This window comes from Peribacillus sp. NPDC094092, from assembly GCF_050279365.1.
Taxonomy (GTDB): domain Bacteria; phylum Bacillota; class Bacilli; order Bacillales; family DSM-1321; genus Peribacillus.
This window is the reverse complement of sequence record NZ_JBNNUC010000008.1, coordinates 17,115-32,735: the sequence shown is the minus strand read 5'-3', so window position 1 is coordinate 32,735 and position 15,621 is coordinate 17,115. Positions and strand designations below refer to the sequence as shown.

The 15,621-nt window shown below is 37.1% G+C and carries 13 protein-coding genes and 1 pseudogene; 11 read left to right on the top strand and 3 right to left on the bottom strand.

All coding sequences use genetic code 11. The annotated features are described in order from the left end of the window. Nucleotides 1–29: 29 nt before the first annotated feature. Genes ACQKNS_RS24850 through ACQKNS_RS24840 form a run of 3 tightly spaced genes read left to right on the top strand, consistent with a single transcriptional unit; the run spans nucleotide 30 to nucleotide 3,610 of the window. Nucleotides 30–1,145, top strand: a complete 1,116-nt coding sequence (locus ACQKNS_RS24850) for an aromatic ring-hydroxylating oxygenase subunit alpha (protein WP_427645911.1) — start codon at nucleotides 30–32, stop codon at nucleotides 1,143–1,145. A gap of 6 nt (nucleotides 1,146–1,151) precedes the next feature. Continuing rightward, nucleotides 1,152–2,534, top strand: a complete 1,383-nt coding sequence (locus tag ACQKNS_RS24845) for an APC family permease (RefSeq protein WP_427645910.1) — start codon at nucleotides 1,152–1,154, stop codon at nucleotides 2,532–2,534. 56 nt (nucleotides 2,535–2,590) lie between these two features. Beyond that, nucleotides 2,591–3,610, top strand: a complete 1,020-nt coding sequence (locus tag ACQKNS_RS24840; protein ID WP_427645909.1) for an NAD(P)/FAD-dependent oxidoreductase — start codon at nucleotides 2,591–2,593, stop codon at nucleotides 3,608–3,610. A gap of 119 nt (nucleotides 3,611–3,729) precedes the next feature. Here ACQKNS_RS24840 and ACQKNS_RS24835 read toward each other — a convergent pair. Both ACQKNS_RS24835 and ACQKNS_RS24830 read right to left on the bottom strand, forming a co-directional pair. Then, nucleotides 3,730–4,226: pseudogene (locus ACQKNS_RS24835) on the bottom strand (IS6 family transposase); the annotation flags it as partial. A gap of 356 nt (nucleotides 4,227–4,582) precedes the next feature. Beyond that, the gene (locus ACQKNS_RS24830; protein ID WP_427645908.1) at nucleotides 4,583–4,801 is read right to left on the bottom strand and encodes a tyrosine-type recombinase/integrase; all 219 of its coding nucleotides are present in this window, start codon (nucleotides 4,799–4,801) and stop codon (nucleotides 4,583–4,585) included. A gap of 810 nt (nucleotides 4,802–5,611) precedes the next feature. Here ACQKNS_RS24830 and ACQKNS_RS24825 point away from each other — a divergent pair. The 7 genes from ACQKNS_RS24825 to ACQKNS_RS24795 all read left to right on the top strand — a co-directional run bounded on the left by ACQKNS_RS24825 (nucleotide 5,612) and on the right by ACQKNS_RS24795 (nucleotide 12,615). Then, nucleotides 5,612–6,871, top strand: a complete 1,260-nt coding sequence (locus ACQKNS_RS24825; protein WP_427645907.1) for a benzoate/H(+) symporter BenE family transporter — start codon at nucleotides 5,612–5,614, stop codon at nucleotides 6,869–6,871. Between the two features lie 707 nt (nucleotides 6,872–7,578). After that, nucleotides 7,579–8,037 (top strand): SRPBCC family protein, encoded by a 459-nt coding sequence (locus tag ACQKNS_RS24820; protein ID WP_230175739.1) that lies wholly within the window; start codon nucleotides 7,579–7,581, stop codon nucleotides 8,035–8,037. Nucleotides 8,038–8,078: 41 nt separating this feature from the next. Continuing rightward, nucleotides 8,079–9,647, top strand: coding sequence for a class I adenylate-forming enzyme family protein (locus ACQKNS_RS24815; RefSeq protein ID WP_427645906.1), 1,569 nt, complete (start codon nucleotides 8,079–8,081; stop codon nucleotides 9,645–9,647). A gap of 30 nt (nucleotides 9,648–9,677) precedes the next feature. Further along, nucleotides 9,678–10,469 (top strand): enoyl-CoA hydratase/isomerase family protein, encoded by a 792-nt coding sequence (locus tag ACQKNS_RS24810; protein ID WP_427645905.1) that lies wholly within the window; start codon nucleotides 9,678–9,680, stop codon nucleotides 10,467–10,469. Between the two features lie 118 nt (nucleotides 10,470–10,587). After that, a complete protein-coding gene (locus ACQKNS_RS24805; RefSeq protein ID WP_427645904.1) occupies nucleotides 10,588–11,844 on the top strand; it encodes a benzoate/H(+) symporter BenE family transporter in 1,257 nt (418 codons plus the stop codon). A gap of 76 nt (nucleotides 11,845–11,920) precedes the next feature. Beyond that, complete coding sequence (locus ACQKNS_RS24800) at nucleotides 11,921–12,214, top strand: UbiD family decarboxylase domain-containing protein (RefSeq protein WP_427645903.1); 294 nt, start codon at nucleotides 11,921–11,923, stop codon at nucleotides 12,212–12,214. Continuing rightward, nucleotides 12,148–12,615, top strand: coding sequence for a hypothetical protein (locus ACQKNS_RS24795; protein WP_427645902.1), 468 nt, complete (start codon nucleotides 12,148–12,150; stop codon nucleotides 12,613–12,615). Before ACQKNS_RS24800 ends, ACQKNS_RS24795 begins: the two co-directional genes overlap by 67 nt. 221 nt (nucleotides 12,616–12,836) lie before the next feature. Here the strand turns inward: ACQKNS_RS24795 and ACQKNS_RS24790 are convergent, their stop codons facing one another. Beyond that, nucleotides 12,837–13,112 (bottom strand): hypothetical protein, encoded by a 276-nt coding sequence (locus ACQKNS_RS24790; RefSeq protein ID WP_427645901.1) that lies wholly within the window; start codon nucleotides 13,110–13,112, stop codon nucleotides 12,837–12,839. An 823-nt stretch (nucleotides 13,113–13,935) separates the two neighbouring features. Between ACQKNS_RS24790 and ACQKNS_RS24785 the strand changes: the two genes are divergently transcribed. Further along, complete coding sequence (locus tag ACQKNS_RS24785; RefSeq protein ID WP_427645900.1) at nucleotides 13,936–15,495, top strand: AMP-binding protein; 1,560 nt, start codon at nucleotides 13,936–13,938, stop codon at nucleotides 15,493–15,495. Nucleotides 15,496–15,621 lie beyond the last annotated feature (126 nt).

Here is a 15,621-nt window from a genome sequence, read left to right as displayed (position 1 = left end):
TTGAAAAAATATATAAGAAGGTGAAAAGTATGAAAGTAGAAATGCCCCATCGTTATAAGGTAGACGCACAGGAATCTTATACATTACCATCCGACTATTATACAAGTGAAGAAGCTCATAGAATGGATAAGGAAAAGGTTTTTTATAAAAATTGGATCTATGCAGGACATATAGAGAAAGTAGATGTTCCAGGTAAATATTTTACTTTTCAGATATTTGATCAAAATATCATGGTTGTTAAAGGGAAAGATAACGTTATTAGAGGCTTTTATAATGTGTGTCCGCATAGAGGGCATGAATTGTTAGAAGGTGAAGGGAAAAAAACTGTGATCACTTGTCCTTATCATGCATGGACTTTTCGTTTAGATGGTCAATTTAACCGTGGGCGTGCTGTTGATCAAATCAAAAATTTCAATCATGATGAATCATGTTTGACTCCCGTTCGAATAGAAGTATTTTTAAATTTCATTTTTGTTAATCTTGATCCAGAAGCAAAATCATTACAGGAAATGATGCCTGGACTTGAAGAGGAAATTCGTTCTAATATACCTCAATTAGATGGCTTAACTTTGTCACATAGGATTAAGTATGATATTAAGGCGAATTGGAAGAATGTTATTGACAACTATCTTGAATGTCATCATTGTCAAGTGGCACACCCTCAGTTTATTGAGCTGATAGATATGAAGAGCTATAAAGTCAATACACATGATTATTACATTTCGCAAACGAGCAATAGCAAAGGAAAATTGGTTTGCAATGCTAATGCTGAAGCAAATGATGAGGAAATAGAAACTTATTTATCTTATTGGTTGTGGCCAACTTTAGCTATTGATATTATGCCTGGAGAAGCAGGGTTAATTGTCATGTATATTGAACCAAATGGTCCTGAGTCTTCCATTGAATACTTGGAATTTTACTATTTAACGAAAGAGCCTTCAGAAGAGGGATTAGAAAATATTAAGTATCAAGATGAAGTATTGACACCAGAAGACATCACTTTAGTCGAAAGTGTTCAGCGCGGTCTTCGTTCAAAGGGATATGTTGATGGACGTTATGTAGTTGATAATGAGCGAACATCAATAAGTGAACATGGCGTTCATCACTTTCATGGCCTAGTTTTGAAAGCATTGGAGAGGATTTAGAAATCGATGGATAATAAAAACGAACTTAAAAGACGATTAAAGTTTATTCATGTTTTTGTACTTGGATTAGCTTTATTGACACCTTCGACCGTTTTCGATACTTTTGGAATAGCGTCCCTTGCTACAAAGGGACATGTTCCCTTAGTTTATATCTTTGCTATGTTCGCAACACTTTTTACAGTACTATCTTACGTTCACATGGTAAAAGCATTTCCAAGTGCCGGTTCAGCTTACACTTATGTTCAAAAGGCCTTTCATCCTAATGTTGGATTTCTTGTCGGATGGTCTGCCTTATGCGATTACCTCTTTCTTCCTATGGTTTATGCTTTAGCGATAAAAATATATATGTCAGCTTATTTTCCAGGCGTACCAGGATGGTTGTGGGTTGTATTACCTATATTATTAATCAGTGTAGCGAATATGTTTAATGTCAAGGTTGCTGTATCGTTTAGCTCAGTGTTCGTTTTATTGCAAATCTTAATTTCCGCTGTTTTTGTTGCATTACTTATTAGAGAGATGATGATAAATGAGGGAGCAGGGCCGTTTTTTTCACTTGAACCGCTTTATTCTGCTAATCTAACTTCTTCAGCCGTACTAGCTGGGGTGACTATTTTAGCGTATTCTTTTATTGGCTTTGATGCGATGAGTACTTTAGCTGAGGAAACAATCAATCCTACTAAGACGATACCAAAGGCTATGATATCTTTGGCTGTCTATATTGGAATAACTTACACGATTATTACTTATTTCTTGCAAGTGAACTATCCAGACATGTCTATATTTTCAGATCCTGAGGCTGCTGCTGGAGAGATCGCACCACAAATTGGTGGAATGTTGTTCGCTTCGATTTTTTTAGGAACGATTATTGTGAGTAATATCTCAGGAGGAATTGCAGCGCAATTAAGTATTTCGCGTCTATTGTACGCAATGGGGAGAGATAATGTACTTCCCCGAAAAATCTTTGGATATGTCACGCCTCAGTCTGGTATCCCTATATATAATATAGTGATATCTGGGATAGTTGCTTTAACGGCAGTGTTTTTTGACTTAGTTACTGCTGCATCACTAATTAGCTTTGGTGCATTTACAGCATTCACATTTGTTAATCTATCTGTATTTGTTTACTACTATATAAGAAATAAAAAGAGATCGATAAAAGAGACCTTTATGTATTTGATTTCACCCTTAATAGGGGTAAGCTTTTTAGCTATCATGTGGTACAACATGGATGTTCAGGCGTTGATATTGGGGGCTATCTGGAATATGGCTGGCTTTATTTTTCTGCTGTATATTACAAAAATGTTCAAAAATCCAGCCCCCATGTTTTCATTCGATGAATTAGAAGCGATGCCGCTTGAGACGTTTGATGATCATGTAAGAAAAATTTAATCGATAAAATTATCAGAATATTAAAATTTATTATATGGAAGTTGGAGGCTATTATTATGCAAGGAACAAATAAAGTGTTTGATATTACAATTATTGGGGGTGGCCCAGTCGGGTTATTCACGGCTTTTTATGCGGGAATGCGTCAAGCATCTGTAAAGGTAATTGAAAGCCTTCCACAATTAGGTGGTCAGCTTTCCGCATTATATCCTGAAAAGTTTATTTATGATATTGCAGGATTCCCTAAGGTACGTGCTCAGGAGTTAATTAAAAATTTAACAACACAAATGGAAATATTTGAACCCGTAATCTGTCTAGAGCAAGCCGTTAAAGAAGTTGAGAAGCAAGAAGATGGTATATTTAAAATCACGACAAATACTGAAATACATTATTCAAAAACGATCATTATTACCGCTGGTAATGGAGCTTTCCAGCCACGTAAGCTGCAAATAGAAGGGGCTGAAAAGTACGAGAGTAAAAATCTCCATTACTTTGTGAATGACTTGAGTCAATATAAAGATAAACAGGTAATTATTTTTGGCGGTGGTGATTCAGCTGTTGACTGGGCCCTTATGCTTGAACCAATTGCAACAAAAGTCACGCTTGTGCATCGGAGAGATAAATTCCGCGCGCATGAACATAGTGAAGAGCTTTTGAAGAATTCAAGTGTGGATATTCTCACACCATTTGTCCTGACAGAGCTAATTGGAGAGGAACAAGTTGAGCAAGTTGTTTTGAAAAAAGCGAATGGTGGGGAAAAGAAAGTGTTAGATGTGGATGATTTGTTAGTAACGTACGGATTCGTCTCATCACTTGGACCTATAAAAGGCTGGGGCTTAGAAATTGAAAAGAATTCAATCGTGGTGAATTCAAGAATGGAAACAAATGTAGAAGGCATTTATGCTGCTGGTGATATTTGCACATATGCTGGGAAAGTGAAGCTAATTGCTAGCGGATTTGGAGAAGCACCTACAGCCGTCAGCAATGCAAAAGTATACATTGACCCGAATACAAAAGTACAAGCTCCACATAGTACAAGTATTATGGGGAAAAAAGAACAAACAAAAGTGCTTTCTTAAAAAGACATCCACTTGATAGTTGGGAGGAGAGCGGAAATACCCAAATATAAGATAGAGAGTTCTGGTGCAAATATGACCTGTTAGAAACATAGAATCTCAATATCCTTTTCATCTATGAATTATGAGGCTACTCCAAATAATTTATGTATGAATTCAATCTCGCTTTGGAACAAACTTTCCCCCTGTTAAAGTTGTCATTTTTTCAGCAATGTATCACCTCCACTCCTCAGGTGATTTGTTTGGCTGTTCAAAACGTTTTTAATCCTAGCAAAGAACGGACTCGCTTCTTTATATAGCGATGATCTTGGTCCACTATGCTAATCAAATACTTCTGTTGTCTAAGTTGCATACCATCAGGTATGCTTTTCTCTTTTTGCAAATCTTCAATGGCTATAGGATAAGCCTGATTCTTATCGACGGTCATGAAACGAGGCTTAGAAACATGAAAAGACCGCAAAGCCTTTTTGTATCTTGTTTTACTGAGATAAAAATCAATGGTGTTTCCTTTGAAATCCACTTTACGATACAGATACATCCATTGACCTTTTATCTTGATATGCGTTTCATCGACTCTCCAGGAGGCATTTGTTGGCTTAAGATGACGCCGTACCCTTTCTATTCATAATTTATATAAAATTTTCAATTAATCTTAATGTCAGGACTTGCTCTTAAATAATCCTTGAAAATTCTCTAATTTTAATTATTGAGAGGAGGAAGAAGGTATCTGATAGTTATTTGATTTATATTTAAGCCTATCTAAGGATTCTAAAAAAGAAGGAGAACAAGGCATACAGATGATTTGTTCTCCCTCTTATGAATTAGCTCTAGATGTAGAAATCTTTTTATTAAATCTGGACTATTTCTCATTTCTCTATTCTTTAAACTTATTACGAAACGTTTTTTTTTAGCACGCCATTTAATTGAAACCTAAATTCAGCAAAAAATTCCTCTCAATATGACGAGTTTCTTCTATTATATATTCGCCAAACACATCTGATTTCTACAAATGAATCGCATGGAGTTCTTTTTCAAATCCTTCTCCAAATAAATTTCTGTAGTGGATAGCTGCTCGTGGCCCAGACTCTTCATAATCTGATAGACATCCACTCCATTTAAGTGAGAATTGATGGCAAAAGCATGCCTGAAGGTATAAGGAACAATGGAAGATGAACGAAACTTTAAAAAGGGCAATCCATTCTCTTTAATGGCTTTTGTAAGGTATTGAACCAAATTAGGGCATGAACCCGGTAATCTACCGGGCTCATGTCTTTCAATTTTACCTTGATTCGTTGCATAATGGTCGTACTAAAATGGTATGGGATATCAAAATTGTAGACGAAGAAAAAAAGCTAATATGTGCTTCTCGCTGTACAGTAGCGATAATCAAAATTAAAAGTAGACTTATTCTGAGTTCTGTACAAAAGGACTTTATAAAATATTAAAATGTGGTTACGTCGGCGGAGTACCGTTTTATAATGCCTTTAGATATATGTAACTGGTATTTACATAATAATTTATAACTTAATAATTCAAGAAGTTGTCTATTAATACTATGATAAGAAGCTTTGTAATAGAAACCTTTATTACTAGAGTTTGCTCTGATCGAAGCGAGGAGTATGTTTTTCATGTACTGTCAGTAATAGACTACTAAAGAAGAGGAAAGTTTTGTTTGACAGATTTTTTTAAAATAAGAAAAGTAAGATTTTAAAAGACTGATATATATTAATTGATTATTCTGTTATTAGAGAGGGTTAACTCTACTTAATTTTTTCCTTATCTTCATTGTAAACGCTTTCTTTTTTGGAGGAATTTGATTCATATAATAGGAGGGATGACAACGTGGACGATAAAAGGAAAACGTATATCTCTGGCCACTATCTTGTTAGCTAATGACCAAAAGTAATAGTCTTCCGTTTTAGATTCCGTCCAAGGAACCTGGTCTAGGGCCAGAGACAGAATCTTTTTCTATCCAATGAAATGATAAAAAAGGAGGTTTCCAAAATGAGTATCGAAAGAGGTACAGACGTTAGGAAAAACATTAAGGATTTTTTTGGTAATTTAACCCCCGCTGCTCTTGGAACTGGTTTGGTTGCTGCATTGTTTAGCATTATGGGGCCAGGTTTAATTGTAATGAATTCAGCTAAAGAAGGGAATCTTTCTGTTGAGCAGGCAATTTCTTGGTTGTTTATTATTTATACGGCGGGAGGCATATTTACTATTATCTTGTCACTTCGCTATCGTATACCTATTGTGGTGGCCTATAGCATACCTGGTGCAATATTAATAGGTAATGCCTTAAAGCATATACCCTTTAATGAGGCAATTGGTGCATCTATTGTTGCTGGAATAGTAGTTACAATTCTTGGATTGTCAGGGGTAATCAAGAAGGTAATAGAATTAATTCCTCTTCCGGTTATGCTAGGAATGATTGCTGGTGTCCTTCTATCTTTTGGTATCAAAGCAATACAGGCTGTGGTAGAGGCACCAGCAGTTGCAGGGAGTTCTTTTGCAATCTTCTTCCTCTTGATGGCGATGAAAAAATTCTCAAGAAAATTCCCTCCTATTCTAGGAGCAATAATAATAGGAGGGATAATCGCTACAGCCCTTGGGCAAACGAACTGGGGGTCGATACAACCTTCATTTGCTCATCCTATATTTGTAGTCCCTCATTTTAGTATTCAAGCAACATTAGAACTAACTTTGCCCTTAATTATACTAATAATTGGTGTTCAAAATATGCAGGCAGTCGGGGTGCTATTTGCTACAGGATATAAACCTCCTATCAATGCAATGTTTACTGTTCCAGGTATTGGTACAATCGTTAACTCTCTTTTTGGAGGACACCCAACTGTTATAGCTGGACCAAGTACTGCTATGGTTTCTAGCGATGCAGCAGGTGAGGATAAAAAGTTGAGATATGTAGCCGCAACTTTTGATGGATTACTTTGGATATGTTTTGGTTTAGTAGCCGGGATGGTTATTGCAGTTTCGACGGTGGTTCCTGGTCAATTGCTTTCAGTGCTCGGTGGTCTTGCTATTTTTAACGTGTTTATAAGTACATTTGCCGGGGCTTTCAACGGGAAATTTAAAAATGGAGCCATGGTAGCATTTCTTATAGCCATTTCTAATGTAACAGTATTTACTGTCGGTGCAGCTTTCTGGGCTCTATTAGTAGGATTTGTCGTTTCATTATTACTTGATCGAGAGGACTACAGCAAAGCAAAAATGGATTCAAAAAAAGATGGAGAAAAGATTGCATAGCAATATAAAGGGCTTGGGATTTATGAAGCTCCCCTTTGGACTCTTTCCCTTAAAAGGGACCAATTAAAAAGGGGTACTATTAAATTACTGGTAATTTAACTGGAGTCTTTTCTTTAATTTCCTTTGGTTTCTCACAAATGATAATCGTATTTAAATTGTCTGCCTTTATTGTATTTCATCAAGTTCTCAGGTGACTTATGATCCATTACATCTTTAAGATGACAAAATAATTACTATTTGAATTATCCTAATATTTTTTTTGAGACATTGATTCTGTACCCTTTAGTTTTTTTAAAAGAGGAGGATGTAATGGAAGCATGGAGAAATAGAAAATGACATTAGGGTGAAATTGTTATACTAAGCGTCTTTCCATTTATACAATGTTATGGGAACATGTTGGCCTAGTAAAAACATTGACGAAAGTGGTATTCTCCAAGGTTTATATTAAGCTGAAAAAGTTAAAGGCCTGTGCGAAATTTTAGAAGATAATTATTGAATATTCAAAATATAATAAATATTTTAAGCGATTTATACTAGATTTTGAAAATGGAAAGTAAGTTTATAGATTATTATGCTAGTAATGGAAGGTAAATCACAATTAAAACAATCCATATTATTAATGCAATACTTTTTTTTCATTTATTATTTAACATTATTTGAAATCGCTTTCTTGAAAACGTTGTTAAAGATTAGGATAGGAGGAGTTTATGATGGAAGGTAAAGGGAGTTTGAATTTGCCAGCAGGAATTGAACAGTCTTGGGATGTGTTATTAGATTCAGAGGTGCTCAAGAGATGCATCATGGGGTGCAAAAAATTGGAGTTAGTTGAAGAAAATAAATATGAAGCTGATATATCAATGGGTGTTGCATCAGTAAAAGGTGATTACTCTACAACAATTGAATTAGCGAATATTAATAAACCGATATCTTATCAAATGATCGTTAAAGGTGAGGGAGGGCCTGGAAGCATAGAGGCCGTCGCGGATATTACTCTTGAATCAGTTGATGAAAACAACACTGTTCTCTCTTACAGCTTTGAAGCAGAAGTGGGAGGAAAAGTTGCGATGGTCGGTCAACGAATGCTAGGAGGCGTATCTAAACTGGTTATTAAAGACTTCTTCAAAAAATTTGGGAAAGAATTAAAAAAGGCTGAAGTTACCAATTAAATAAGTAATGAACCATCAAGGGGAGAAAGGAGAGATTTTTTATGAATTTAGGTACATTATTGGATTTTGCGGTTGAACGCTATCCAAATCAAATCGCTCTCGTTCAAGGCCTGAAATCTTATACTTATGCCCAATTACAAAATGAAGTAGATAAAGTTGCTGCCTCTCTGCAGCGTTTAGGCATTCAAAAACAGGACCGTGTTGTTGTCATCCTAAAGAACAGACAGGAAAATGTTATGGTTTACTGGGCAATACAACAGATTGGTGCGATCTATACTCCAATAAACCACCGCTTATCCGCCAAAGAGGTCGAGTATTGTGTAAACGATTCTGAAGCGAAGGCCATCATCTTTGAATCAACCAGTCAAAGTGCTGTGTCAGGTGCGAACTTTCTCGAAAGACCCATCTTGATTGGTGTTGAAAATGAAAATGGCGTGGATATTTCTTATCCGGAACTAGTAGACAGAAGCCCTGGAAGCTATCAAAGGCCAATTCTAGATGAGAATGATATATCGATAATGCTATACACATCCGGTACAACAGGACGTCCAAAGGGAGTACCACGAACGCATAGGAATGAATATGCCTCTGCTATGGCACATATCGTCCAAAACCAGTACCAATTGTGGGAAAGTACATTAGGAGTAATGCCGCTTTATCATACAATGGGTGTTCGTTCGTTGCTCTCTATGACTTTTTTAAATGGAAAGTTTGCTCTTTTATCAAACTTAGACTTTGATGCTGGTGAGGCACTTGAAATTGTAGAAAGAGAAAAAATTTCATCCCTTTATTTAGTACCGACGCTTTTTCATGACATGTTATCACACCCGGATTTCGGCAGGTATAACCTTACCAAGCTTGAAAAAATCGGGTATGCTGGTGCCGCAATGACCACTACATTAGTAAATCAATGTGTGGAGTTACTTAAACCAAAACTGTTTGTAAATCATTACGGAAGTACGGAGGTATATACGTTTACCATCTGCCCTGATGTACATAAAAAGCCAGGCAGTGCAGGTAAACCGGGGATTCATCAAAATATTCGCCTGGTAAAAGCAGATCCAGACGGTCATTCTACTCCTGATGATATTGTTGGGAGAGGAGAAGTCGGTGAAATTATTGCGAATCTGAAGTCCGTTGAAGCCTTTAAAGGGTATTGGAATCGCCCGGAGGCGACGGATAAAACTATTCGAGATGGCTGGTATTTTACAGGAGATATTGGCTTTATTGATAAAGACGGTGACTTATTCGTTGTTGGCCGGGTAGACGATATGATTATCTCTGGTGGAGAAAACATTCATCCATTAGAAGTCGAGGATTGTCTGACTCAACATCCAAAAGTTAGGGAAGCTACCGTAATTGGGGAGCTTGATGAGCGCTGGGGACAGATTGTTACCGCTTATATTGTTGCTAAAGACGATTCTGTTACAGAGCAAGAACTGGATGAATTTTGCAAGAATCTACCCAGTTTATCAAATTTCAAAAGGCCTCGTAAGTATACGTTTGTAAAAGAGATTCCAAAAAGTCCTGTAGGGAAAATTCTTCGCCGTAAATTGCGCGAGGGTGATATTGATGCACCGCACAATGAAAGTGAAGCTATCAGCCAATAAAAATTTAAAAATAGAAAAGGGGAATAACAAATGACTATAACAGAACAAACGTATGACCATATTCGGGTAGAGAAAAATGCAGAAAAGCAAACGGCAACAATCGTGTTCGATCGCCCAGAGAAAATGAATTATATCAGTATGCTTGGCAGAGAACAGCTGACAGAGATTTTTGATGGTTTGAATCAAGATGATGAAGTGCGTGTCATTATCCTCAAAGGAGCAGGAGATGTATGCTTCAGTGCAGGAGGAAGCATCCCGGAATTTATGGCGACCCATCAAGAAAAGCTTTCCCATTTAGCCGAAAACGTGGCGGCTCCTGAACGCTCTCCAAAACCTGTCATCGCTCAGCTGCAGGGGTATACGTTCGGTGTAGGCCTAGAACTTGCGATGGCCTGTGATTTCAGGATTGCACGGGAAGATACCCTGCTTGCCCTTCCAGAAATGAACCTAGGAATGATTCCTGGGAGTGGAGGTACACAGAGAATTGCAAAGATTGTGGGTTTAACAAGAGCAAAGGACATGATCATGCGTGCCAGAAAAATTCCTGCAAATGAAGCGTATCAATGGGGTCTATTAACACAAGTAGTGTCCAAAGGGGACCTTCAGCAAACAGTGGATTCGTTAGTTGAGGAGCTTGTTCAATTTTCTCCGCTTGCTCAGCGGGTTGCAAAAGAAGTGTTGAACGCTTCTGAAGAAAGTCCGCTGGGAGTCGGATTGAAAATGGAAGGGAAAGCCTACGGCCTCCTTCGCACAACAGAAGACTTTAAAGAAGGCGTAGAAGCGTTCGTAGAAAAGAGAAAACCAGTTTTTACAGGGAAGTAATAAAATGACAATCACCGGCAGCCTCTGCCGGTGATTGTCATTTTAGATCAAAAAAAGTCGCTTTAAATTATGTTTGATTCAGGGAAGTTAATAGAACGATATGGGAAGGATTGAAGGTATGCAGTTAAAAAAGGGTTTTGAAAACAAGAAAGGTTTATTAAGTCATTTAAATATAAGAACGGTTAGTGCAGGAACGCTGGCAGCAATTTTTGGCTGTACTGGTCCGTCGCTAATTATAATAAACGGAGCATCAAATGGCGAATTAACTCAAACACAAATGATTTCTTGGTTATTTGCCATATATTTTTTTGGTGGGATATTAGGAATAATCATCTCCGTAAGAAATAAGCAGCCGATTGCTGGCGCTTATTCAATTCCAGGTGCAGTACTTGTTGTAGGTTCACTTTCAAACTATTCTTTAAATGAAGCTGCTGGTGCTTATTTTGCTGCAGGTCTCATTGTCTTTATGTTAGGGATAACAGGGGTTATTGGTAAAGTTATGGACTGGATTCCGGTTCCAATTGTTATGTCAATGGTCGTTGGAACAATGATTAGTTTTGGGACTGAGATGATTGCATCCCTCGAAAAAGCACCAATCATTGCAGGTTCATCCATCCTCGTGTATCTTCTCTCATTCCGTTATATAAAAAAATTTCCACCTATTTTAATATCATTTGCTGTTGCTATCATTTTATCGGTTTGGATGGGAGAATTCCAAGTGAAAGATGTGAGTTCCGTTTTTGTCGTTCCTCAACTAGTGACTCCATCATTCAATATTGATGCGATTATTTCAATGGGCATCCCACTTGCACTTTTAGTAATTGGTGCTGAAAACGCCCAGGCTACAGGTGTGTTAAACACCCAAGGGTATAAACCACCGGTTAATGAGATGACGATTTTAAGCGGAATTGGCGGGGGTATTACGTCTTTTTTTGGAGGTCATAATGCGAATATTGCAGGATCGATGACAGCAATCTGCGCATCAAAAGAAGCTGGTCAAATGGAAGGAAGATATGCGGCAGTGGTTGTATGTGGTGTGTTATTTTCTACCTTTGGATTGTTTGCAGGTACAGTCATGCCTTTTGTAGCTGCAATGCCGAAAGTATTAATCAGCACTGTTGCAGGACTGGCTATGATGGGAGTTCTTTTAAGTTCATTACAGGAAGCGTTTTCTAAACCCCAATTCCAATTTGGTTCATTTTTTGCCCTTATCATTGCGATGTCAGGAGTCCATTTTTATGATATAAGCTCTCCATTCTGGGCGATATTGGGTGGTGTTGCTGTTTCTCTAATTATTGAAAAGCCTGATTTTAAAACCATCATTGTTCAACAAAGTAAAAATAGTACAGATTCTAACGTTTCTCAAAGAGTTTGAAATATATAATAAACATTCAAGTACTCCATTCGGGGTAGATGAACTGGAAATCTCAAGTGCCCTTCGGGGGGAACCGTTGAAAGTCGTTCGTTGTGAGACGGTAGATATCGATGTACCGGCCTATGCGGAAATAGTGTCAGAAGGAAAAATTCTTCCGCATGTTCGAGAGCCTGAAGGCCCTTTTGGAGGATTCCCAAAATACTATGGACCACGCAGTGACAAAGAGGTGATTGAGATTACGGCTGTCACTCACCGTAACAACCCGATTTTTTATACCATTGTCCCTACGGGTTACGAACATCTTTGCTTGGTGGCATCCCTCATGAGGCAAGTCTCTTTCAGAGCATTCGACAGACCGTTCCATCCGTAAAAGCGGTTCATATGAGCCCTGGTGGTACATGTCGGTATCATGCCATTGTTTCCATTAATAAAAGAAATGAGGGTGAAGCCAAAAATGCAATTTTTGCAGCACATGCTAATAGTTTTGATATTAAATATGTCGTCGTAACGGATGAAGAGATTGATATTTTTGATATGGAAGAAGTGGAATGGACAATCGCAACCCGCTTTCAAGCAGACAGAGACTTAGTGGTAGTTCATGAAGCACAAAATTCGAAGCTTGACCCGTCAACACGCAATGGAGTGGGCTCGAAGATGGGATTTGAATGTACAATCTCCTTAGACAGTGAAGAAATACAAAACTTGCGAGTTCAAATTCCCGGCTACAATGAATGTCTGGATAATTACATAAATCCTGATAAATTGATTTAATCAGTTCATCTTGAAGGAGATATAGACTTCTAAAAAAGATGAAAAAATTGTGGCTGACTCAAAAGGCTTAGTGCTTGACCTTTTGGTGTCAGCCTTTTCAACATGGGTAATCAAAAAAATACTTCGCTCATTTCCTACAAGTTATCATTCATATTCTCCTCTAATCTATTCAATGTGATTGTAAGCAAACCTGTAGGTCTTTTTCAAGCGATAAAAGCAAACTAACATATGGTTGCTTCCCCTTTTGTTATTTCACCATTTTGGTCATTAACATAGTCAGTTCCATTCTCGCAGTTTCCTTTATTTTTCCATTTAACAATATACTCTTTACCCTTGTGACTAACTGATATGATTTCAACTTTACCAATGTGTTTGGTGTGTTTTTTTAACACAATTGATTTTGCTTCATCTTCGGAAATTTTCGGTTCGGAGAAGTTGTTACAACCACTCATTACCAAAATTAACAATAGAGAAAATGCTAAAACTATACGCTTCATAAACTCCCACCTCCATATTCATTTAGACGCTATCACTATTGTTCAAGTTACAAACAATACCTTTTATACTCTATTTTGGCGAATTATTACAAAGGTATCTCTAAAAGCAACAATCTTTTAGAAAGCCTTCCCTTTAAAACCACTATCAAAATAACTAAACTCCCTTTTCTAGATGGAATAATTATAAGGAACAGGAAGCCTAGGTTTTTTTAATAATGAAACTTGGCTTGTTTTTAGCAGTTTTAATAGATTCAATATAGGTACATTGTTTGTACTAAGAAAAATATTGATATGAGGAAAGTGAAATATTGAATACCAAAAGTAAGTTATCGATTATTATGTCTATTAATAAATTTAAACATGCATTCTTAATTTTAAAATCATTTTTTGAAACATCACTCTTCTATCATATGTTATTTTAGTAAAGTAATATAAAGCGAGGGGGTATTCATGATGGAAGGTATAGGGAGGTTAAAATTGTTAGCAGAAATTGAACAGTCTAGGGAGTAGATTCAGAGGTGTTTAAAATCTGCTTCATGGGGTGCAAAAAATAGAGCTTGTTAAAGAGAATTGAAAATATGTATTAAGCTCTGATATTTCTATAGTTGTGTAGCAGTGAAGGGTGACTACTCGATTGTAAATCTATATCTTATCGAATAATCGTAAAGGGTGTGGGGGGCCTTGGAATCAACTGACTCAAGGATAATACCCGCAACGCCTCCATGCTAAAAAACCACGACTGGCCTTTCTTAGAATTAAAAAACGAATCAAAAGTGATTTAGATAAGATAAGCACAACTCAAGGGGAAAAGGAGAGATGTAAAATGAATTTAGGTACATTATTCGATTTTGCAGTTGAGCGTTACCCAAACCATGTCGCTTTAGTTCAAGACCAAAAACGCTATACTTATGTCCAATTAAAACACGAAATTGAAAAAATTGCTGCCTCTTTACAGCGTCTAGGCATTCAGAAGCAGGATCGTGTTGTAGTCATCTTAAAGAACCGAGTTGAAAATGTAATCATTTATTGGGCATTACAAAAACTTGGTGCGATCTATACTCCACTTAATTACCGATTTTCCACTAAAGAGGTCGAGTATTGTGTAAACGATGCTGAAGCGAAAGCTGTCGTCTATGAATCAGCCAGTCAACATGCCGTATTAGGATCAAACTTTTCTGAAAGGCCAATTTTGATAGGTGATGAGAATCATATTGGTGTAGATATTTCTTATCCTGAACTAGTAGACCGAAGCCCAGGTAGCTATCAGAAGCCTACTTTAGATGAAAATGATATTTCGATCATGTTATACACGTCAGGAACAACAGGACGTCCAAAGGGAGTACCACGTACCCATAGGAATGAATATGCCTCAGCGATGGCACATATCGTCCAAAACCAGTACCAGTTGTGGGAAAGTACACTAGGAGTAATGCCGCTTTATTATACAATGGGCGTTCGTTCACTGCTTACCATGGCGCTATTAAATGGAAAAATTGCTATTTTGCCAGACTTTGATTCTGGAGATGCTCTTGAGATTATTTACAGAGAAAGAATCACTTCCCTTTATTTAATCCCTACGCTTTATCATGATATGCTAACACATCCAGACTTCAATAAATATGACCTATCCAAGCTTGAAAAAGTTGGATATGCAGGTGCTGCAATGACCTCTACATTAGTAAATCAATGTGTGAAGTTACTTAAACCAAAGGTATTTGTAAATCATTACGGCAGTACAGAAGTATATACGTTTTCTATTTGTCCTAATGTATCTGAAAAGCCAGGTAGTGTAGGTAAACCAGGTATTCACCAAAATCTTCGTGTTGTAAAAGCAGATCCCGAGGGTCGTTCTACTCCCGAAGATATAGTTGGGAAAGAAGAAATTGGTGAAATAATTTCAAATTTAGATTCCATTGAAGCATTTAAGGGGTATTGGAATCGCCCTGATGCCACTATTAAAGCGATACGCAATGGTTGGTATTTTACAGGGGATATTGGTTTTCTTGATGAAGACGGCGATTTATTCGTTGTTGGCCGGCTTGACGATATGATTATCTCTGAGGGAGAAAATATTCATCCATTAGAAATTGAAGATTGTCTGTCACAACATCCAAACGTTTTGGAAGCCATCGTTATTGGAGAGCAGGATGATCGATTGGGACAAATCGTATCCGCCTATATTGTCTCTAAAAACGAAACGGTTACAGCACAAGAGTTAGATGAGTTTTGTAAAAGGTATCCTAACATGTCGAACTATAAAAGACCAAGAAAGTATACATTTGTTAAGGAAATGCCAAAAAGTCCCGTTGGAAAAATCCTACGCCGAAAATTACGTGAGGGTGATTTTGAGGCACTACAAAATCAAAGCGATTCTGTAGGCTGATGCAAAATAAATCTCTCAGCGGAGAGTGTTAAAAAATGAATTTTCTAACTCTAGTGAAAGTGGTTAAATTTTTATAACTCTCATCTTAAAAAATTAAAACTAATTATTTCTGAATATTTTTATAAT

What these genes read in the sequence shown, in the direction of transcription:
- ACQKNS_RS24850 (WP_427645911.1), top strand. Translation starts at nt 30, where the DNA reads ATGAAAGTAGAAATGCCCCATCGTTATAAGGTAGACGCACAGGAATCT.
- ACQKNS_RS24845 (WP_427645910.1), top strand. Translation starts at nt 1,152, where the DNA reads ATGGATAATAAAAACGAACTTAAAAGACGATTAAAGTTTATTCATGTT.
- ACQKNS_RS24840 (WP_427645909.1), top strand. Translation starts at nt 2,591, where the DNA reads ATGCAAGGAACAAATAAAGTGTTTGATATTACAATTATTGGGGGTGGC.
- ACQKNS_RS24825 (WP_427645907.1), top strand. Translation starts at nt 5,612, where the DNA reads ATGAGTATCGAAAGAGGTACAGACGTTAGGAAAAACATTAAGGATTTT.
- ACQKNS_RS24820 (WP_230175739.1), top strand. Translation starts at nt 7,579, where the DNA reads ATGATGGAAGGTAAAGGGAGTTTGAATTTGCCAGCAGGAATTGAACAG.
- ACQKNS_RS24815 (WP_427645906.1), top strand. Translation starts at nt 8,079, where the DNA reads ATGAATTTAGGTACATTATTGGATTTTGCGGTTGAACGCTATCCAAAT.
- ACQKNS_RS24810 (WP_427645905.1), top strand. Translation starts at nt 9,678, where the DNA reads ATGACTATAACAGAACAAACGTATGACCATATTCGGGTAGAGAAAAAT.
- ACQKNS_RS24805 (WP_427645904.1), top strand. Translation starts at nt 10,588, where the DNA reads ATGCAGTTAAAAAAGGGTTTTGAAAACAAGAAAGGTTTATTAAGTCAT.
- ACQKNS_RS24790 (WP_427645901.1), bottom strand. Translation starts at nt 13,112, where the DNA reads ATGAAGCGTATAGTTTTAGCATTTTCTCTATTGTTAATTTTGGTAATG.
- ACQKNS_RS24785 (WP_427645900.1), top strand. Translation starts at nt 13,936, where the DNA reads ATGAATTTAGGTACATTATTCGATTTTGCAGTTGAGCGTTACCCAAAC.